Origin of the sequence: Neptunomonas concharum, from assembly GCF_008630635.1 — a bacterium.
In the GTDB taxonomy this organism is placed as follows: Bacteria; Pseudomonadota; Gammaproteobacteria; order Pseudomonadales; family Balneatricaceae; genus Neptunomonas; species Neptunomonas concharum.
Genome location: NZ_CP043869.1, coordinates 1,101,660 through 1,121,184, shown reverse-complemented (window position 1 = coordinate 1,121,184; position 19,525 = coordinate 1,101,660). Strand labels below are relative to the sequence as shown.

21 protein-coding genes are annotated in these 19,525 nt (G+C 45.8%); 16 read left to right on the top strand and 5 right to left on the bottom strand.

Annotation, left to right across the window (positions count from 1 at the left end):
- Window positions 1-92 precede the first annotated feature (92 nt).
- The 3 genes from F0U83_RS05245 to F0U83_RS05235 form a co-directional block, all read right to left on the bottom strand.
- The gene (locus F0U83_RS05245; protein WP_138988862.1) at window positions 93-2,228 is read right to left on the bottom strand and encodes a TonB-dependent receptor; all 2,136 of its coding nucleotides are present in this window, start codon (window positions 2,226-2,228) and stop codon (window positions 93-95) included.
- A 68-nt stretch (window positions 2,229-2,296) separates the two neighbouring features.
- Window positions 2,297-3,679 (bottom strand): DNA recombination protein RmuC, encoded by a 1,383-nt coding sequence (locus F0U83_RS05240; protein WP_246077890.1) that lies wholly within the window; start codon window positions 3,677-3,679, stop codon window positions 2,297-2,299.
- A gap of 5 nt (window positions 3,680-3,684) precedes the next feature.
- Window positions 3,685-4,026, bottom strand: coding sequence for a hypothetical protein (locus tag F0U83_RS05235; protein ID WP_138988890.1), 342 nt, complete (start codon window positions 4,024-4,026; stop codon window positions 3,685-3,687).
- A gap of 203 nt (window positions 4,027-4,229) precedes the next feature.
- Here F0U83_RS05235 and F0U83_RS05230 point away from each other — a divergent pair, with 203 nt between their 5' ends.
- The 7 genes from F0U83_RS05230 to F0U83_RS05200 are packed head-to-tail and all read left to right on the top strand — an operon-like array spanning window position 4,230 to window position 9,723.
- The gene (locus tag F0U83_RS05230) at window positions 4,230-4,880 is read left to right on the top strand and encodes an O-methyltransferase (protein WP_138988860.1); all 651 of its coding nucleotides are present in this window, start codon (window positions 4,230-4,232) and stop codon (window positions 4,878-4,880) included.
- Window positions 4,880-5,224: a hypothetical protein gene (locus F0U83_RS05225; RefSeq protein ID WP_138988859.1), complete on the top strand. Its 345-nt coding sequence runs from the start codon at window positions 4,880-4,882 to the stop codon at window positions 5,222-5,224. Before F0U83_RS05230 ends, F0U83_RS05225 begins: the two co-directional genes overlap by 1 nt.
- 20 nt (window positions 5,225-5,244) lie before the next feature.
- On the top strand, window positions 5,245-7,557 hold the full coding sequence (locus F0U83_RS05220; protein WP_138988858.1) for an intermembrane phospholipid transport YdbH family protein: 2,313 nt from the start codon (window positions 5,245-5,247) through the stop codon (window positions 7,555-7,557).
- A 24-nt stretch (window positions 7,558-7,581) separates the two neighbouring features.
- On the top strand, window positions 7,582-7,779 hold the full coding sequence (locus F0U83_RS05215; RefSeq protein ID WP_138988857.1) for a YnbE family lipoprotein: 198 nt from the start codon (window positions 7,582-7,584) through the stop codon (window positions 7,777-7,779).
- A 9-nt stretch (window positions 7,780-7,788) separates the two neighbouring features.
- Window positions 7,789-8,130: a YdbL family probable chaperone protein gene (locus tag F0U83_RS05210; protein ID WP_138988856.1), complete on the top strand. Its 342-nt coding sequence runs from the start codon at window positions 7,789-7,791 to the stop codon at window positions 8,128-8,130.
- Window positions 8,131-8,161: 31 nt separating this feature from the next.
- Window positions 8,162-8,689: a disulfide bond formation protein B gene (locus F0U83_RS05205; protein ID WP_138988855.1), complete on the top strand. Its 528-nt coding sequence runs from the start codon at window positions 8,162-8,164 to the stop codon at window positions 8,687-8,689.
- A 2-nt stretch (window positions 8,690-8,691) separates the two neighbouring features.
- Complete coding sequence (locus tag F0U83_RS05200) at window positions 8,692-9,723, top strand: lipid A deacylase LpxR family protein (RefSeq protein WP_138988854.1); 1,032 nt, start codon at window positions 8,692-8,694, stop codon at window positions 9,721-9,723.
- Window positions 9,724-9,792: 69 nt separating this feature from the next.
- Here the strand turns inward: F0U83_RS05200 and F0U83_RS05195 are convergent, their stop codons facing one another.
- Window positions 9,793-10,485 (bottom strand): tellurite resistance TerB family protein, encoded by a 693-nt coding sequence (locus F0U83_RS05195; protein WP_138988853.1) that lies wholly within the window; start codon window positions 10,483-10,485, stop codon window positions 9,793-9,795.
- A gap of 219 nt (window positions 10,486-10,704) precedes the next feature.
- Between F0U83_RS05195 and F0U83_RS05190 the strand changes: the two genes are divergently transcribed.
- The 9 genes from F0U83_RS05190 to paaE all read left to right on the top strand — a co-directional run bounded on the left by F0U83_RS05190 (window position 10,705) and on the right by paaE (window position 18,518).
- Window positions 10,705-11,175, top strand: a complete 471-nt coding sequence (locus tag F0U83_RS05190) for a DM13 domain-containing protein (protein ID WP_138988852.1) — start codon at window positions 10,705-10,707, stop codon at window positions 11,173-11,175.
- Between the two features lie 21 nt (window positions 11,176-11,196).
- The gene (locus tag F0U83_RS05185; RefSeq protein WP_138988851.1) at window positions 11,197-13,101 is read left to right on the top strand and encodes a DUF2207 domain-containing protein; all 1,905 of its coding nucleotides are present in this window, start codon (window positions 11,197-11,199) and stop codon (window positions 13,099-13,101) included.
- A gap of 89 nt (window positions 13,102-13,190) precedes the next feature.
- Window positions 13,191-13,760 carry a LemA family protein gene (locus tag F0U83_RS05180; protein ID WP_246077888.1) on the top strand — a complete coding sequence of 190 codons (570 nt, stop codon included), beginning with the start codon at window positions 13,191-13,193 and terminating at the stop codon, window positions 13,758-13,760.
- Between the two features lie 15 nt (window positions 13,761-13,775).
- A complete protein-coding gene (locus F0U83_RS05175) occupies window positions 13,776-14,501 on the top strand; it encodes a glycerophosphodiester phosphodiesterase family protein (RefSeq protein WP_138988850.1) in 726 nt (241 codons plus the stop codon).
- A gap of 333 nt (window positions 14,502-14,834) precedes the next feature.
- Window positions 14,835-15,776, top strand: a complete 942-nt coding sequence (paaA, locus tag F0U83_RS05170; RefSeq protein ID WP_246077900.1) for a 1,2-phenylacetyl-CoA epoxidase subunit PaaA — start codon at window positions 14,835-14,837, stop codon at window positions 15,774-15,776.
- 12 nt (window positions 15,777-15,788) lie between these two features.
- A complete protein-coding gene (gene paaB, locus F0U83_RS05165) occupies window positions 15,789-16,082 on the top strand; it encodes a 1,2-phenylacetyl-CoA epoxidase subunit PaaB (protein ID WP_138988848.1) in 294 nt (97 codons plus the stop codon).
- Between the two features lie 19 nt (window positions 16,083-16,101).
- Window positions 16,102-16,863 (top strand): 1,2-phenylacetyl-CoA epoxidase subunit PaaC, encoded by a 762-nt coding sequence (gene paaC, locus F0U83_RS05160; protein ID WP_138988847.1) that lies wholly within the window; start codon window positions 16,102-16,104, stop codon window positions 16,861-16,863.
- A 6-nt stretch (window positions 16,864-16,869) separates the two neighbouring features.
- Window positions 16,870-17,409 carry a 1,2-phenylacetyl-CoA epoxidase subunit PaaD gene (paaD, locus tag F0U83_RS05155; protein WP_138988846.1) on the top strand — a complete coding sequence of 180 codons (540 nt, stop codon included), beginning with the start codon at window positions 16,870-16,872 and terminating at the stop codon, window positions 17,407-17,409.
- A gap of 8 nt (window positions 17,410-17,417) precedes the next feature.
- Window positions 17,418-18,518: a 1,2-phenylacetyl-CoA epoxidase subunit PaaE gene (paaE, locus tag F0U83_RS05150; protein WP_138988845.1), complete on the top strand. Its 1,101-nt coding sequence runs from the start codon at window positions 17,418-17,420 to the stop codon at window positions 18,516-18,518.
- A 55-nt stretch (window positions 18,519-18,573) separates the two neighbouring features.
- Here paaE and F0U83_RS05145 read toward each other — a convergent pair whose 3' ends face one another.
- Window positions 18,574-19,464 (bottom strand): D-hexose-6-phosphate mutarotase, encoded by an 891-nt coding sequence (locus tag F0U83_RS05145; protein ID WP_170221924.1) that lies wholly within the window; start codon window positions 19,462-19,464, stop codon window positions 18,574-18,576.
- Between the last annotated feature and the right edge of the window lie 61 nt (window positions 19,465-19,525).

The following is a 19,525-nucleotide window of genomic DNA, read 5'->3' as shown; positions in this document are numbered from 1 at the left end:
GTGCGAAGTGTACTGCGCTTTGCAACCAATAGTTACTAGATAACAATAAATATTTCAGCTTTTCACATGCTTTTAAAATACGTTATCCACGTTTAAAACTGATAGCGATAACTTAGCATAGCCGTTCTTGGGGAGCCAGACGTATAAGACTTCTTACCGCTGGTATCCTTTTTCACCTCGACAGCATAGCGTTGATCAAATAAGTTTTGAACATTTAAGGAGACAGCATGTGGGCCTTGGCTATAGCCCAAATTCAAACTGGTCACCATATCGTAGCCCCCATACTTTTCTGTATTAGCATTATCCAGATAATATTCACCCCACGTATCGGCTTGCAAACGCGCTTTAATACCACTTGGATGCTGATAGCTAGCGGATAGACCAAACTGGTGATTAGGAACATAAGGTAATTGATTACCCGTACGATCAAAACTTGTTGGGCCCCCCGCTACCCTTACAGTCTCTTGGAACGCATCATATTGATAGTCGCTATAGGCATAGCTTGCACCCAGCCACAAACTGCCTATTTGGTTATTAAAGAGTTGATACTGCCCTTGTAGCTCCAGCCCTTTTTTATCCGTACTACCGGCATTTTGATAAATGGTTCTCCCATCTTCCAAAATCGCGATAATTTCATCATCTACTTTTGTAAAATAGATAGACATGTCCATCTGCCAGTTTTCAGCACGCCCTTTTACACCGAACTCGACGCTGCGATTGGTCGCACTTTTCAAATCATGATTGGATTCAAGTTCGCTGGAGAAGGGTACTTGTTCACCCTGCGCGATATTCCCAAACAACGAAAACTGAGGGTTCAGACGATAGCTCACACCCAATCGCGGAGAAAACAGTGTAAAGGACTTATCAAGCTCGCTATAACCGCCACTACCGGGGATAGTGACATAACGCCCCGCGCCATAGTTATAAGCCGTATCGCTACTTAGCGTCTCTTGCTTAATACTGATATGATCCAAACGAAAACCAGCGTCCACTAACCAACGCTCGGTGGGTTTCAAACTTTCCTGAAAAAACATCCCAATAACAGTGTTCGTCGTATCTTGGGTCTCTAACCAATCACCTTTTTCATCAGATAACGTTGCTAACATACGACCACTTGAGCTAGACAGATAATCGCGGTAGGCATACTTTTTTGATCCATCATCCCGATCTTGCCGAACAGTGATCCCAGCTACTAAACTGTCATTACCCAGAAGCGTGTGTTGATGGCGAATCTCTAAGTCTGTACCAAAAATAGTTACATCTGGCGTATCGTTTATTGCACCGGTGACTGGATGATAATGAGACCAATGGTTGATATAGAGCCGTTGAATAAAATCGGTGTTATCCGTTAATGCTCGGGTATAGCGGCTGTTAGCAAAGATTATCTCGGAATAACGGCCGCTATGCTTAAATGCAGAGTTGTTACCTTCTTGCTTTCCTGTCTCTTTAAACTGCTCAAACTGAGTTTCGGTCATCCCACCTGGCAGCTGTACATCCGCTTTAGTCAGACTCAGCTCTAACTCAAGCTCACTTTCATCCGAGAGTAACAAACCACCTTTTACACCAAGCTGGTCGGATTGGAACTCATTCCAATGACGCCAGTTATTTTCTGTTTCCCGATGAGAGTAGGTTAGCGCTAACGCATTACCCGACTCAGAGAATCCACTTTTTCTTAAGTGAAGATTGCGCGTATCCTGCTCCCCCAGACCTAGACGTATCTGATCCTGTTGTTCATCGAATACGGATTTGGAAAGAATCTGAATCGCCCCCCCTGCAGAACCTGTCGCATAAATATTGCCCGGACCTTTAGTAATCTCTATTTGCTCGATATCCTGCGTATCAATAAAGTCCAGGCGAGTGAAACTATCAGGGTCGGTGACCGGTACGCCATCACGTAACACCATGATCTCACGAATACCGTAATTCGCCTTTAAACCCGCACCCCGGATAATAAGCCGAGCATCATAGGCACCGTTGTTGGATTGGATAAGCACGCCGGGCGTCCCCTTTAGCGCATCAGAGACATTGAACATCTTCTCCTGCTCAAGACGTTCACCGCCGATCACGGCAATACTTTCCGGCACATCTGCTGAAGCTCTCGCTTCTCGAGTAGCCGTGACTGTAACGCTATCTTTAACCACCAGATCTTGCGCTAATGCAGGAAAAGCCTGTAACAATAAAGCACTGACAACAACCGTGCTCTGGCGAAGGGGAAAAGGCATGAACATTAATTTACTCTCCGAAAAGGTTTTCCGGATCATAAAAATAAAGTTCCCTAGAACACAGTGACACGATGTCACATGCGCGATTTTGTCGCAGCTGAAACAGCACCTTCTGTGAGTTTTCGGGGTAGCTCTTTTTTACCGCTTACTCCTAGGTTATTAAGTTCAACCGCTTGCTGTACCAAGTTGCCTCGCCCAGTACTCATGCGATTATAAGCAATATCATACGACTGCTGTGCTCTGGTCAGGTGTTTACCGACATCATCTAATGATTCAACAAACCCAACAAATTTGTCATAGAGTTCTGCACCACGGCGGGCAATCTCCTGAGCATTCTGGCTTTGGTGCTCATAACGCCAGATGTTTTGAATCGTGCGAAGCGTCACCAGCAACGTTGCTGGGCTAACCAACATAATGTTGCGCTCAAACCCAAATCGGAATAGTTGTGGATCATGCTCTAGTGCCAGAAGAAAAGCCCCCTCTACCGGTACGAACATTAAGACAAAATCCAGAGACCGAACGCCCTCAAGCTTTTGATAGGCTTTATCGCCTAGACCTCGTATATGGTTTCGTAAGGAGAGCGTATGGGCACGTAAGTGCTGTTGGCGTTCAGACGCCAATTCAGTACTGCAATAAGCTTCATAAGCGGTCAGGGATACTTTTGAGTCCACAATGATATCCTTACCATCAGGTAAGTGAACAATGACATCGGGTTGATAACGCTGCTCTTGTTCACGAAGGGATACCTGCACCTCATACTCATGACCTTTGCGTAGGCCTGACTCTTCTAGTACCCGCTCTAGAATAATTTCGCCCCAGTTACCCTGAGTTTTACTTTCACCTTTTAACGCCTGGGTCAGGTTAATCGCATCCTGACTCATCTGCTGGTTGAGCTGTTTGAGCTGGCTGATCTCTGCATGTAAGGCGCGGCGATCTTTTGCTTCGCGATCGTACACATCTTCAACCCGGCGTTTAAACTCACCTAACTGATCCTTTAATGGGGTCAGCATCATCCCCATCTCTTTTCGACTGGACTCTGAAAAGCGTCTGGATTTTTCATCAAAGATTTGGTTCGCAAGATTTTGGAACTCCTGACGTAACTGGTCTCTCGCATCCGTTAACAGTTGAAGTTTCTCATCACTAGCTTTTCTATCGGCTTGCAAACGGGCATCCAACTCGGCGACTTGCGCCTGTCGAATCGCTAACTGCTCACGAAGATCGCTACGCTCATACTCCAGATCCTCAACCATGCGCTCAAGTTTAGCCATCACCGCCAAACGTTCAGTAAACTGAACCGTTTTTAGTTGGCTTTCGTGCAACTGCTGCTCTCGGTCTTGTGCAAGACGCACCCAACCTGCACGCATAACCAAGAACATGACAATCAAAGGTGTAGCAACAGCTAAGAACACGATGACTGCCGTCGCTGTATCCCACCGATTGATTAGCGTCTCAAACAAGGGCATTACCAGTAATAATAGAGCGTCGGAATTGAGATAAGCACCAGCAGTGTCATCAATATCAGGTTTTTAACATCACCTAACAAGCGCTGCATAATCAAGATATGTACAACGGGAAAGGTCACAAAGACACACAGTAATGGAATCCACCATTCAAGCTGACGAACCCCAAAAGCCAGAGCACCAATCAATGTCAATGCAGCTAAGTTACCGGCTAAAACAAAGGCTACCTGAGTATTTTTTTCAGCTAACCTGCCCACTTTTTTCTCTTCAGGCAACTTGTTAATTGCCCCTGCGCTGAGCGCTGCCGACATAGAAACAAACCCCGTAATCAGGAAGGTAATCATAGGATCCACAGATATTTACTCCAATAAAGCTGAACAAAATCGAATTGTAGAGGAATTAGCGGCTAGTTAGTATGCCAACATGGCAGTTATGATGTGTAGTAGCGTTATCCTTATTATAGAAAATGCTATGATTGCGTTTTGGGTGTTCAGCCGTTGATGAGCTGAAACCTCCTATTAATTGAGACAAGTGAGACCCTGCAGTAATGGAGTATCTGGTTAACGAAGCTATTGAAGACTACGCCTTCCTGAATACAAGTGAAGAGCCCCCTCTGCTTCAAGAGCTGATCGACGGCACCAACGAAAACATGGGCTGGCCGCAAAAACTATCAGGACGCCTCGTTGGCCGTACGCTAAAAATGCTAAGTGCGATTCACCAACCAGAACGCGCTCTGGAGATAGGCATGTTTACCGGCTACTCTGCTTTATCCATTGCGGAAGGGATGCCCGAAACAGGCAAGCTTATTTGCTGCGAGACCAACCCACGTGCTATTGATTATGCACAAACATTTTTTGATCGTAGCGAGCATGGCCACAAAATTGAGGTTATTTTCGGGCGCGCCTTAGACACACTTGAAACCTTAGCAGAGCAACTGGATGGCCCTCTGGACTTTACGTTTATTGACGCTGATAAGCGTAACTACCTCAATTACTATTTGAAGGTTAAAGAACTAACCCGCCCCGGAGGTTTAATCATTCTCGATAATGTACTCTGGTCTGGAAAAGTGCTGCAACCGGAATCCGATATTGATGATGCACTGGTCGAAACCAACCGCTTGATTGCAGCCGACCCTAATATGGAAAACGTTTTTTTAACCGTGCGCGATGGCTTGAACGTTGTCAGGAAGCTACGCTGATGACTTGGTGGGTAGACGATATAGCCATTGAAAATGCCGATCAATTACTGCGCCTCTACGTTGATACCGATGATAATACCCCACGTATGCAACAACTGAGCGCTGTTCGAGACGCTCTCTTTGATAATCTGGAAGAGGTGTCCAGCGCTGCTGAAGTTACAGGGTTGATCCACTGGTATCTGCGGGACCAGCAGATTGTCGCACACGGTGAAACGTTGGACGAAACGGCTGATCGCCTCAGCGATATTGATATCGAGCAAGATACTGATCAATACACCGATTTAATTTTTCGTATCAAAATCGCCATTGAGAGGCTCGACGACATCATGCTGGCTGAACTTTAATCTTCTAGTAGGTACATCCTGTGAAAAAGTGGCTCGCTACCTCTCTTGTCCTGCTCATTATTTTACCCGTACTGGCTTATACCTCCTTACCCGGTATTGCAAAATATGTGGTAGAGCAATGGCTCTTAGAACAAGGGTTCCAAAAACCCGTGTTTACCGTGGAGTATCCGAGCCCTAAAGCTCTGTTAATTTCAGAACTACGTGTTGAAAAAATTACAGATAATCGTGTTTCGAAACTATCAGCTGGGCCCATCTCGATTAACTACGATCCCTGGGACCTGCTGCTTAAAGGCGAACTGAGCCGTATTGAAATCCCTCTTGCAGAACTTGATATCGAAATGACGGGGGCTCAATCAGCACCCCCTGAAGAAGATACAGCACTCTCTGGTTTTGACCTCATTCAATTGCTACCCGAACAATGGCTTGATTTTGCCCCTTCCAAGGAGCTAGTGATTGGACAACTTAGTATCCATTGGCACGGGCCTGAGCAAGCAGATTTTCGATTTACAGGTAATGTCTATTTAACACAGGAACAGCTACTTACCCGCGTAATGACCACCATTGATGATAAAGCAATTGCACGGACTGACTTGATTCTGGATGATTTGAATCGCATGCAATTCAATATCATTGACGATGCCAATACCACGACACTGACCTCCGTCGGCCAATTTCAAACCAAGGATGGGAGAATTCAGTTTTCATTGTTACACGATATAAATCTTAAGGACACACTGGAGATTGCCAAACGCCTGCCCTTAGGTTTTGAAATACCCCTTAGCATCACACAAGGGCACTACAACGGCACCTCTCATATATCTTTTCCTGACCAAATACGCGATAGCCTTAACCGATGGCTACTCAGTTTAGATATTGATCAAGATTATAGTCTAGAAGCTCAAGTCCAACTCCCGTTTAAGGAAGCAAAGACCACATCACTGATGCTATCGGGTAATACACGCTTTAACCTTGCCTCAGGCTTAAACATCGAACTGAGCAAGCAAAGTCACGTAAGCCTCAACCAGCTACACTACGATAACTGGCGTCTTGGCAAACTGACACTGCACTTGCCAGATGGGTTACAAGCGAATATTGATCAATCTTCAAATGCCAAGCCATTTAAACTGATCGTAGAGCCAGAGAATCTATCCCATCCCGACCACCAGATTACACTGCAACCGGCTACCTTCTCAATCGACGAGATTGACCTACAAAAACTACATGCAACTATTGATATACAGTTACCAAGTGTCAAAGCCAAGGTCGCGGGTAACCAACTTCCTCCGGTCACTCTTCAAGGGAAAAGTTACGTTCGCTGGCCTAAAGTCGATACAGCGCTAGCAGTCTCAGCGCTCGACCTACCCTTACATACCGCCATCAGTATTGCTGCTAATTTTGACAAGCAAATTATTGACGCCCAGTGGCGCTTGAAAGAGTTCCCATTGGCAACCGATTTAAGTTTGCTAGCACCTTATCTGCCTGTCAAAGAGATACCTGAAAACTTCTCTATTCAAAGAGGAAACTATACTCATAACGGCCGCTTCCAATGGTTCAGTGGTCGATTAGACGGCACGATCAATCACGCGATTACCGAGCTGGATATTAACTATGAACAGGTACAACTCCTTAATACTGAGTTGAGGAGTACTACCTACTTACGCGGCGATCGCATTGATGATAAAGGAACACTTCGCATTAAAACGCTAGCGGTAGGACTACCTCTGGAAAATATTCAGATCGATTATCGGCTCAATAAGATTGGTTCACCTCACACCATAGCGGATGTCTCTACCCTTTCAGCACAGCTGCTTGGGGGCACACTCGCCGCAGAGCCATTTTACACCGTTTTATCAGATCCTAATTTAAGTACAAATATTACTTTACGTGAACTTTCTTTAAATGCGCTGCTCCAATTGGAAAGGCAGCCCGGTTTATCCGGAGAAGGTATTCTTGATGTTAATCTCCCCCTTCGATTAAACCATCAAGGCTTTCGGATAACCGCAGGCGCCTTAAAAAGTCGCGGGCCTGGAATGATTAGATACCAGCCTGACGGTAACGTTAAAGCCTTAGCAAAAAATAACACTGGTTTAAGTCTTGCTTTAGATGCACTATCCAATTTTCGTTATCGGGTGCTTAATGCTGAGGTAAATTATGCTCCCAATGGCGCACTTTTACTTAAAACACAACTCTCAGGTGAAAACCCTGATTGGAACAATGGACAAGCTGTGAACTTCTCAGTCAACATTCAGGAAAATGTCCTTAAACTTCTGAAAACATTGCAATTTGCAGATAATTTGACGGAAAGCATAGAGAAGCGTTACCGTAAGCCCTAATACGAATGTATAACGGAGACTTCCATGTCACAAAAACACCTATGGCTGACCGGGCTACTGCTAAGTGGCTCGTTGTTAATGGGATGCTCCCCAAAGGTTCAGGTTGCTGTACCTAATGAGCCTATAACCATCAATCTCAATGTCAAAATCGAGCATGAGATATTAGTCAAGGTTGATCGGGAAATTGACGACCTTCTTAATGATAAGAGTGATCTTTTTTAAGGACGTGACATGTATAAATATATAACGGTTCCTCTATCTCGCTTCGCCTTACTTTGTTTGCTGTTATCACCCTCAGCTTGGGCACTGTCGTTGGACGAAGCTAAAGCTGGCGGATTGGTAGGAGAAACGCCTTCAGGTTATTTAGCGAGCGTCAGCCCATCCGCCAATACCGAAACAGCCAAGTTAATTGCCACTATTAATCAAAAACGTAAAGCCGCTTATGCCCAAGCAGCACAAAAAGCCGGTGTCCAAATCGAGGTTATCGAAGCACGGGTTGGGCAGAAGCTCTTTGAAAAAGCTGATAAAGGCAATTATCTACGACACACTGACGGCCATTGGTATCAAAAATAATAAAAACATCCCTAGAATCTGAAGGTCACCTGTGAAACGACATATAGATGATGCGCTGTTTTCCTACCGAAGGCTAAATTTGCTGGGCCTGTTCATTGCAGGAGTATCTCTAGGTTACGCGACTATAGTACTTGACCAGCAACTTTCAGCGATTGATTGCACCCTATGCCAAATCGTGCGCTTATGCCTTTTATCTATCAGCGGGATATTTTTGATCGCCTTCATACTAAACCCTTGGATTTTCGGGCAACGTCTTCTCGCCTTTTTGAGCTTAATAATCGCAGGTATCGGTTTAGCCACAGCTGGGCGTTATGTTTGGTTAACCGCCCAAAAAGCACCGCCTCTGCTGTGTGATACAGGCTTACAGGAATGGCTGCTGAACTCACCTTATTTGCAGGATATTGAACAATTTATTGTGGGCAAGCATGACTGCCTGCCTGACAGCATGGCACTTGTCGGCATACCGGTTGAACGGATAGCTCTTCTTGTCTTTATATTGTTATTTTTTATTACGTGGCGCCTATTAATACGACGCCCCATCACGCGAGCGTTTTTTTAGACATGCACAATAAGGTATCAATAGCACTTCTATCTTTGATCGGCTTATCTTCCCAAGCATCTTACGCAGCCCCTTGGACACATAATCTCTACTTTGAAAATGATCTATTCGCCGATACCGATCAAAGTTACACAAACGGTATTCGGTTGTCATGGGTATCACCTGACTTAGACAACTACCTTTATGACCCTAACATTCCCGAGGTTTTTCGGGACATTAATCGTTGGTTTGTCCCTCTCTACCCCGTGAAAGAAAAAGTGACTGATAACGTACAACGTAATTTAGTGTTCACGATTGGCCAGCAGATGTACACACCCGAAGATCGCGAACGAGTCACTATCGATCCCGACGACCGTCCTTATGCGGGGTGGCTTTATGCAGGATTCGGCTATCATGCAAAAACAGCCAACAAACTAAACTCTGTCGAGCTGAACCTCGGTGTCGTAGGCCCTGCCTCTCTTGCTAAAGAAGCACAAGATCTAGTGCATAGAACGCGCGGCATAGAACGCTTTGATGGCTGGCATAACCAACTTGAAAATGAACCGGGAATACAGATCGTCTATGAGCATAAAAACCGAATTCAGAAAGACAGGTTCTATAGCAATACCGAATATGATGTCATCACCCATTTTGGCGGCAGCCTTGGCAATGTAGCCACCTATATTAATAGCGGTGCGGAAGTCCGTTTCGGGTTTAACTTACCCGATGATTTCGGTACCTCTGCATTACGTCCCGGTGGTGATAACAGCGCCCCTGGTAACAAGCTGTATAACCAAAAACGAGGTTGGGGTGCCCATGCATTTATGTCTATCGACGGCCGCTGGGTGATTCATAACATATTTCTAGATGGTAACTCCTATCAGGACAGTCACGCCGTCCAGAAAAAACCTTTTGTTGCTGATGCTGCTATCGGAATAGCAGCCGTATATGACAATTGGAAGGTTTCGTTTGCTCACGTATACCGTACAAAAGAGTTTGAAACGCAAGATGATCCTCAGCGTTATGGTTCCCTCAGTATCTCTTATATTTATTGAAAGAGCGTACATGAGGGAACGCATAAGCACTGCAAACGAAGCCTGAGTACACAGCTAATTTTACTCACACTACCCCAAGGCAGCTTGGCGTTCTAATTCCGCTTTCAGTGCTGGCTCAATGGACAGTTGCCGAGCCAGCTCTTCAAGATAAGCCTTTTCCATATAGCTTTCTTCATCAATGACTAACACACTGGCAAGATACATTTCTGCAGCCATCTCCGGAGAACGTGCATGAAGCGCTACGTCGGCAGGATCCAGAGGCTTATGCAACTCCTGTTCTAGCCATGTTAGTAATTGAGGGTCATCTGTCATTTTTGCTATACCTTCATCAATCAGTGAACGCTCCTTGTCATCAATGTGCCCATCAGCTTTTGCTGCACCGATCATGGCACAGAGGACTGCTCGACTGTGCTGTTCCACTGCTGGCGCAGGTAATTCACTTAAGGGAACAGATGCTTGAGAGGCCGAAGCAGGTGTTCCAGACGATGCCTGCTGCGCTTGCCAGTTATTGTAAGCTTTATAGGCAACGGCCCCCAATGCCGCCAAGCTGCCGTATTTAAGTGCTTGGCCACCAAGTTTACGCCCTTTTTTACTGCCTAATAGTAAGCCCAACACACCACCAGCCACTAAACCTCCGCTATTCTTTGATAACAAATCACCAATACCTCCACTTTGCTGAGAGGATGACTGACTTGTTGATGTTCCCTGAAGCATATCGGTTCCCGCTTTAAGAAACTGATCCAGTAAGCTGCGTGTATCCATGTTGACTCCTGACAGATTATTTTCGCTAACCTATCGACAAAAATTATAGGAATTAATTCCCTCTACTTAGTGTGAGATCGTCTGTTTACCATGCTGACAGAAAATACTTTACCCCATCGCACTATCGAGCTTATCTTCACCATTCTCCTGAAATACAATGACTTTTGTAATTGCGCACAACCTCCTCTATGCTCTCATAAAAAATAAATAGAGGCGGTTATGGGAAAATTCTTTTTACTTTGCGTTTCGCACCTTTTCGTCGCCGCTTTAAGTTTTCTGGGAGGTATCTATGCGCTACCTATTCTAATGGCGCCCAACGCTCCAAATACCCACCAGATTACTCAACTGGAACAAGATTTACGCTATAGTGGTGAGTTCACAAAGGACTTAGCAGGCAGTGATTTCCTGCACTGGGGAGAAGGTAAAGTCATTATCACACACTCTTCAATCGCCTTAAAAGGAGAGCTTGCTCCAGGCCCCGCTTACAAACTTTATCTCTCGCCCACATTTGTTGAAACAGAAGCCGACTTTTTACGAAACAAAGCGTCTATGGTACAAGTAGGTGATATTAAAACGTTTAATAACTTCTTGATCAGAATCCCCGAAGGGGTACGGCCTGATGATTACACCTCCGTTATCATCTGGTGCGAGTCGTTTAATGAGTTTATTACCGCAGCCGCCTACCAATAAGGCATATCAAAGGACTTGTGTATGCGCTACCTACTGTTGCTACTCACACTGATGCTCTGTGCAGGCAAAGTCGCTGCTGTGGAGAAAATTCTGGATTACCAAACAGACATCCTTGTACAAAGGGATGGCACACTGCTAATCACTGAAAAAATAACCGTCAATGCCGAGCATGCCTCAATACGACGAGGCATATACCGCGACTTCCCAACGATCTACCACTTGCCCGATGGAACACGGTATCAAACATCTTTCGATGTCATCGACATTAAACGTGATGGGCAATCAGAACCCTACCATACCGAACAGCGCAGTAATGGTATTCGGGTCTATATTGGCGACAAACGTAATTACGTCACCAAAGGTGAGCACACCTATGAACTGTTATATAAAACAGATCGCCAAATACAATTCTTTGAACACCGAGATGAGCTATATTTTAATGCCATCGGTCATGGTTTTAGCTTTCCAATAGAGAAGGCAACAGCCACGTTAACACTGCCCACCGATGCGAATATAACCAAATTTACTGCCTACAACGGCCGCCAAGGAAGCCAAACCTCTGACGTTTACATAGAGCAGCCGCTTCCCTTTGAAGTGCGGTACACTCTAAACAAGTCATTAAACGCTTATGAAGGCATGACGATTGTTGCGGCTTGGAATAAAGGCGTCATCTTTCCTCCTTCAAGCAGCCAGACCATTCATTGGTGGTTGATGGATCACTTAACCAGCCTGCTCGCCTTAATCAGCGGTGTTATTGTCTTCGCCTTCTTGTTAGTTCGCTGGCACCAAGTTGGCAGAGACCCAGCGTCGGGCACCATCATCCCCTTATTCACCCCCCCTGAAGGATTATCCCCAGCCGCTTGCCAGTATATTTTCGATCAGAAAATGAAGCCTAGCGCCTTTACCGCCGCTACCATAAATATGGCGATTAAGGGCTATTTGAGCATCAAAGAGTCGGACACAACAGGTGGATTCCAGCTTAGTCACTTAGGAAGTTCAACCCATACTAAGGCAGAGCCATTAAGCTCAGGAGAACAAAAGCTAGCTACACTCCTATTTGCTTCAGATGCTCAGAGCGTCTCGCTAGGTCATAAATATGACAGCAAAATACAAAAAGCTTACAGCGCTCTAAAAAGCACGTTAAAAGCGGAGCATGGCGCCAAAAATTTTCGCCATAATATCGGTAGCTTTGTCGTAAGTGTATTGCTAGCACTCGGGCTCTTTGTCGTTTTAGTACTCGTTGATAATAATGCTGAAGCTGCCGGATTTGGTATCTTCTTAGGCGGGCTCACCGCAGGTATGGTGAACGCCCTGCGTATCTTTATAGAAAAACGCCACCGCTACACAGGGCTTCGTTTAGCACTTCGTGCACTGGCATCGCTTATTCCTATTGTCTTTGCTGTGTTTACTTTCAACATTGGTTCACATCTTTTGGATATGCTTGATAGCAATGGCAAAGCGATTCTTTTGTACTGTATTGTAGCTGGCGGCCTACTCGCTCTGTTTCACTGGCTCCTCAAGGCCCCAACAGTTGCAGGCCGAGAGCTAATGGATCAAATCGAAGGGTTCCGCTTATACCTGAGTGTTGCAGAAAAAGACCTGCTGAATTTCCAGCACCCACCTAAAAAAACACCCGAGCTGTTCGAACGCTATCTTCCCTATGCAATCGCATTGGGTGTAGAGAATGAATGGGGGGATCAATTCACTGAGATTATGGAAAAAGCAGCCAACGAAGGGCGAGAAAATTTACGATGGTATCATGGGCAGCAAGGCCCCCATTTCTCTACGATGACCTCCTCTCTAAGCAGTGGGTTAAGTAGTGCAATCGCCTCATCGGCGACGCCTCCCTCATCCTCAGGCAGTAGCGGTTTTAGTGGTGGCTCCTCCGGTGGTGGAGGTGGCGGCGGAGGTGGCGGCGGCTGGTAAAATTCAGCTCATGATCGCTACACTGGTTTGTTATACTCAGCTGAATCTTGGTTTAGCTATATTTTAACCGCAGGTAGAGGAGATACCCTGTGATTACATTGTCTGTCCTAGTAGGACTCATTGTTGCTCTCGCGCTTTATATTATTAGTCTGTATAACGGACTGGTTGATAAACGTACACGATCCGAAGAAGCTTGGAGCGGTATAGAAGTACAGCTTAAGCGTCGACATAACCTGATTCCTAATCTGGTAGAGACGGTTAAAGGTTACGCCACCCATGAGCAAGAAACCTTCGAAAAAGTCGTCAATGCCCGCAATAGCGCTGTCCAGGTAGGGCAATCGGGTGCTGCGGCTACCGCCCAAGCAGAAATGGCGCTAAGTGGTGCATTGCGCCAACTTTTTGCCCTAGCAGAAGCCTACCCAGACCTTAAAGCCAATACCAACTTTCTGGACCTTCAAGCACAACTTAAAGAACTTGAAGACCATATCCAGATGGCTCGCCGTTTTTATAATGGCTCTGTGCGAGATTTAAATATTATGGTGGATAGCTTCCCATCTAACTTGGTAGCTCAGCGCTTTGGATTCAGCAAGATGGAGTTCTTTGAACTGGATGAAGCAGAAGCCGCCCAAGTGAAGCAAGTACCTAAAGTCGAATTCTAGGACTCGGACAAGATTATGCTGGCAAGCGCCGTTATTGGCCACCGAGGGCTGGCCTCTCTCGCCCCTGAGAACACGCTTGCCAGTATTCGCATGGCACACCGCTATGGTATTCGCTGGGTTGAATTAGATGCCAGCCTATTAGGCGACGGATGTGTCGTCCTCTGCCATGATGACAGCTGGGATCGATGCTCAAACCACAGCGGCCTGCTCTGTCATTCTACTGCTGCTGACCTCCAGTTCATTGATGCAGGAAGTTGGTTTTCCGAGCAGTTTCGTCATGAGCCAATACCTACCCTTTCGCAGGCCTTAACACTACTTTCTGAACTGGATATGGGGCTTAATTTAGAACTCAAAGCACAAACAGGCATTGAGTATTGCCTCGTCATTAAGCAAATCTTGCCTATTATCAAAACTTATTGGCGCAGCGGTTTTCCGATACTTATTAGCAGCTTTGATCATGAACTTTTGCACCAATACCGCCAAGCCGACAGCCATCAATTACTCGGAACCCTCTACGAGACGATTGATAACGATTGGTTAAATACTCAGAAACAACTGCGTGCTGCCAGCCTTCATTGCGACTGGAACCTACTAAATCCAACCCAAGCAAATGATATAGTAGCGGTCGGATATGATCTTTTAGTCTATACCTGCAACCAACAAAGTGATGCTAAGACTCTCTGGAATATGGGCGTTCATAGCATTATCTCAGACACCCCTCATCTGCTAGCACAGCGCTAATCTGCAATTACTTGCTGAAATAAAAGACCTTTTCCCGAGATGAAAAAAAGCTCGGCGGGTAAGTGCGTCTCTCTCCAAGACATCGATTGACAGTCGTTATTGGAGAAGACAACTTTTCCAACTATCAAAGCGATACATTAATTTAAATTTTATTGTAATTTTATGTATCATTTATTTTAATTACGAGGTACATTTAATCTATCAAAGCTGTGGGCCTTAAACGCAAGCAAAGCGCCTATAGGTCGAACTAACAAACTGATACGCAAACAGCTATGAAGATAAAAATAAGTTTCATAGCCTGAAACAAGAACCAGAAAGTCGGAGAGCAGAATGATGACCCCCGAAGAACAAAATTTCATGCGTAAGATCGAAGCAGAAGAGAAGATTGAACCCAAAGACTGGATGCCAGATGCTTACCGCAAAAACCTGATCCGTCAGATCTCTCAGCACGCGCATTCAGAAGTTATTGGCATGCAACCGGAAGGTAACTGGATTACTCGCGCGCCTTCCCTACGCCGTAAAGCTGTTCTGCTCTCCAAAGTTCAGGATGAGGCGGGACATGGCCTTTATTTATACAGCGCTTGTGAAACATTAGGTATCTCACGCTCTGAGATGATAGAACAGTTGCAAAGTGGTACTGCAAAGTACTCCTCCATCTTTAACTACCCAACGCTAACGTGGGCAGATGTAGGTGCAATTGGCTGGTTAGTCGATGGCGCTGCTATTGTTAACCAAGTATCCCTGCAACGTACTTCTTATGGCCCTTATTCGCGCGGCATGATCCGTATCTGTAAAGAGGAATCTTTCCACCAGCGCCAAGGCTACGAAGCGATGCTGGCACTGGCCAAAGGCTCCCCAGAACAGAAAGCAATGGCACAAGATGCTCTCAACCGTTTCTACTGGCCTGCGCTCATGATGTTTGGTCCTCATGACTCTGAATCAGCACACTCTCAAAAATCAATGGAGTGGAAAATCAAGCGTGAGACAAACGATGACCTTCGCCAGAAGTTTGTTGATCAGACGGTCAAGCAGATAGAAGTACTTGGCCTTGAACACCCAGATAAAAACATCAAGTGGAATGAAGAACGCGGCCATTTTGATAGCAGCGATCTGAACTGGGATGAATTCTGGAGTGTAATCAACGGCAACGGTCACTGTAACCGCCAGCGCATTGAACACCACGTTGCTGCCCATGATGAGGGCGAATGGGTACGTGACGCCATCACAGCGTACAACGAAAAGAAACGAGCTAAAAAAGCACAGAATGCTGCGTAAGGGGGATGCATCATGACCAATATCACTGAAAAACTAGAATTATTTGAAGTATTTATTCGCTCTAAGCGCGGCCTTGATCATAAACACGTTGGCTCCCTTCATGCTGAAGATCATGAGCAAGCGTTAGAGTACGCACGCGACTGTTATACCCGTCGTAGTGAAGGCGTAAGCATCTGGGTTGTTAAATCTAACGACATCTGCTCTTCTCAGGAAGATGACGCAGAGAGCTTTTACGACCCAAGCGATGACAAACCCTATCGTCACGCCACTTACTACGTGCTACCTGATCCAGTAAACAACATGTAATTGGCAGGAGTATATAAGAATGAGTGATATCAAAGCTGCAACGCTTGAATATACTACCCGCCTCGGTGATGACTCTGTTGTACTAGGTCATCGTATCTCTGAGTGGGTCAGCTACGGTCCCTTCCTAGAAGAAGACATCGCTTACGGCAACGTAGCGCTGGACTATATCGGTCGTGCCCGTATGTTCTATACCTATGCTGCTGAACTGGCAAATGATGGCCGTACCGAAGATGACTTCGCCTATATGCGTAACGACCGCGAATACCGCAACTTGCTATTGATGGAGATGCCTAAAGGCGATTTCGCATATTCCCAAGTTCGCCAGTTATTTGCTGATGCTTACTACACTTTGGTACTGCCAGAGCTATTACAGTCAAAAGATGAAACCCTGTCTGCCATCGCCGCTAAAGCGATCAAAGAAACAAAGTATCACCTGCGCCGCAGCCGTGATTGGGTTTTACGTTTAGGTGACGGTACCGAAGAAAGCCATAAGCGTACTCAAAAAGCAGTCGAACAATTATGGGGCTACACCCATGAGATGTTCGATATGGATGAAACTGAGCAGTTACTGGCTGATAACGGCATCGGCGTAGATGTTTCTAAACTGCATGGAGCTTGGCGACAAATGGTTAGCGATATTCTGACAGAGGCAACGCTGACTGTGCCAGAAGATAGCTGGGCTGTTCGCGGAGGCCGCACAGGCTATCACACCGAGAACCTAGGCCACATGCTGACAGAGATGCAGATCGTACATCGCTCTCACCCAGGTTGCGAGTGGTAAACCAGTATGAATGAAATCTCACTGATGCCAGAAGAGCAGTATCAACGCTTGCAGCAGCGAAATACCGCTGATGTAAAAGACTTATGGGACTTGCTCGATGCGGTTAAAGACCCTGAGGTGCCGGTACTGAGCATTTGGGACTTAGGGATTTTGCGCAATATTAGCCGTGAAGATGGTCGTATCATTGTGACCATCACGCCAACCTATTCAGGTTGCCCAGCCATGGATAATATCAGCACCGATGTAAAGAAAGCGCTGAACGAGGCAGGTTATGATGACGTCATCGTAAAGATGTCATTATCACCTGCATGGAGTTCAGAGTGGATGTCGCCAGAAGGTCGTAAAAAGCTCAGGAATTACGGTATTGCACCACCTGAAGATGCAGACCTTGACGATGATGGCCTGACACCGGATGCCCATGCGCAATGTCCTCATTGCAGCTCCCGTAATACTCGAAGGGTCAGTGAATTTGGCTCAACTGCGTGCAAAGCACTGTTTCAGTGTAACGATTGCAACGAACCATTTGATTATTTTAAAAAGATATAGGTGAAGCGATGTCTGACACCAATTTCTACACACTAAAAATCGCCGATGTGCAGCCAGAAACGGACACAGCGATTTGTGTAACCTTTGCAGTACCTGAAGAACTAAAAGAGAAGTTTACATTTATTCAGGGCCAGTTCCTGACTCTACGCGCTATGATTGACGGTGAAGATGTTCGCCGTTCATACTCGATCTGCTCAGGTGTCACCGATGGCCATATGCGCGTGGGTATTAAACGCGTTAAAAATGGTAAGTTTTCCAACTTTGCCAATGACAACTTTAAACCAGGCATGGACATAGAGGTCATGCCCCCTCAAGGTAGCTTCTACTCTGAGTTAAAAGCAGAAAACGCTAAAAACTACATGTGTATTGCGGCAGGATCAGGTATCACGCCTATGCTGTCTATTATCAAGTCTGCGTTAGACATTGAGCCAAACAGTAAAGTTACCCTTATTTATGGTAACCGCCGCAGCAACTCTGTGATGTTCAAGGATGAGCTAAACTTCGTCAAAAACCGTTATATGGATCGCTTCCACTGGATCAATATTATGGATTACGAAGATCAGGGCGCCGATTTGCTCAACGGTCGCATCGATAATAAAAAAGGCTACGCCTTACAAAAAGCAGGCCTGATTAATATTAAAACGGTAGATGAAGCCTTTATCTGTGGTCCTGAAGCGATGATGTCTGAAGTATCCCGCGGCTTTCGCGCCGAGGGTCTGAGCGACGAACAGATCCACTACGAACTGTTTGCAAACTCTTCAGCAGACTCACAAGCTATTCTGGAAAAAGCGCAACAGCGTATTGCCGAATACGGTGAAGAAAAACAGAGCAAGGTAACTGTGATTGCGGATGGCCGTTCAGTCATGTTCGACTTAGCCACCGTAGGTGAAAACATTCTTGATGCTGGTATGGCTAATGGTATGGATTTACCTTACTCCTGCAAAGCAGGTGTTTGCTCAACTTGTAAGTGTAAAGTGGTCAAAGGTGAAGTCGATATGGACATCACTCATGGTCTCGAACAGCACGAGATTGATGCAGGTTATATCCTAAGCTGCCAAGCCCACCCTATCTCTGATGAAGTAGTCGTCGACTTCGACCAACGTCAGTAGATTGTGTCTTATCCTATAAAGCCCTGTTAAAACAGGGCTTTTATATCTCTATAAGCTATACGGGTGTATATCTAATCACCTGACTCAAACTATGGATCTGCCCAGAATCCAGCCAAATCGCTTCCTGCCTTTGATTAATAACAGACTCAATACAAACAAACGACTCCCAATCATCTTCGGACATATCCGCAAGCTTCGCGGCACCCAACTCCCCCGGATTCCAGCAGACTGAGGTGTTATAACCATCCTGCTCAATATGTAACAAACTATGAGGTTGATGCAGCGTTAATAACGGTTCCGCTTCCACAAATAACTTATCTAAGCCAGGGTTTGGAACAAATACTTCAGGAAAACGGCTCGCTTCTAATGTTTGAACATCAATTGCAGAACAACCTAACCCTTCAACCATAGACTGGGATAACTGCTCCACAGCAAAATAGCTATGCAAAGCAGCGCCCACCCCCCAACGCGCATCACCGGTATTTTTGGTAATCAGCTCAAGACCTAAAGCATCACCAACCGTAACCTCTAATGACAAGTGAAAGTCACGGCTACACATCGACTGGGTATATTCATTACTTGCTAGGGAAAAAGAAAGTCGGTGGAAATCGGTGACAGTAGCATCATCCAAACACCATTGAGCAGTACGCGCAAATCCATGATTGGGGAGGCTTGCTGATTCAGCTTTACCAAACCATGGCCAGCAAATAGGAATTCCTCCCCGTATCGCCACACCCGGTCTATCAATCATTTTATGGGACAACCATAGAAGATCAGGTTGGCCAGCGGGAATATAGCTGAGAACCTGTGCACCTTGGAGCGATACCCAACAAGTAGCCAAGGAGTTCTCTATTTTAATAAACGCTAAACCACCTTTGCTTTCCCAACGTGTCACGCCTGAACCCAAGGACTCAATTAACGCTAACTCCAAATGATTGACCAGCATCATATTCTCCTTACCATACACTTACGCAGGTTTCAGTCGAACCCCCATGCACGCACGTGTA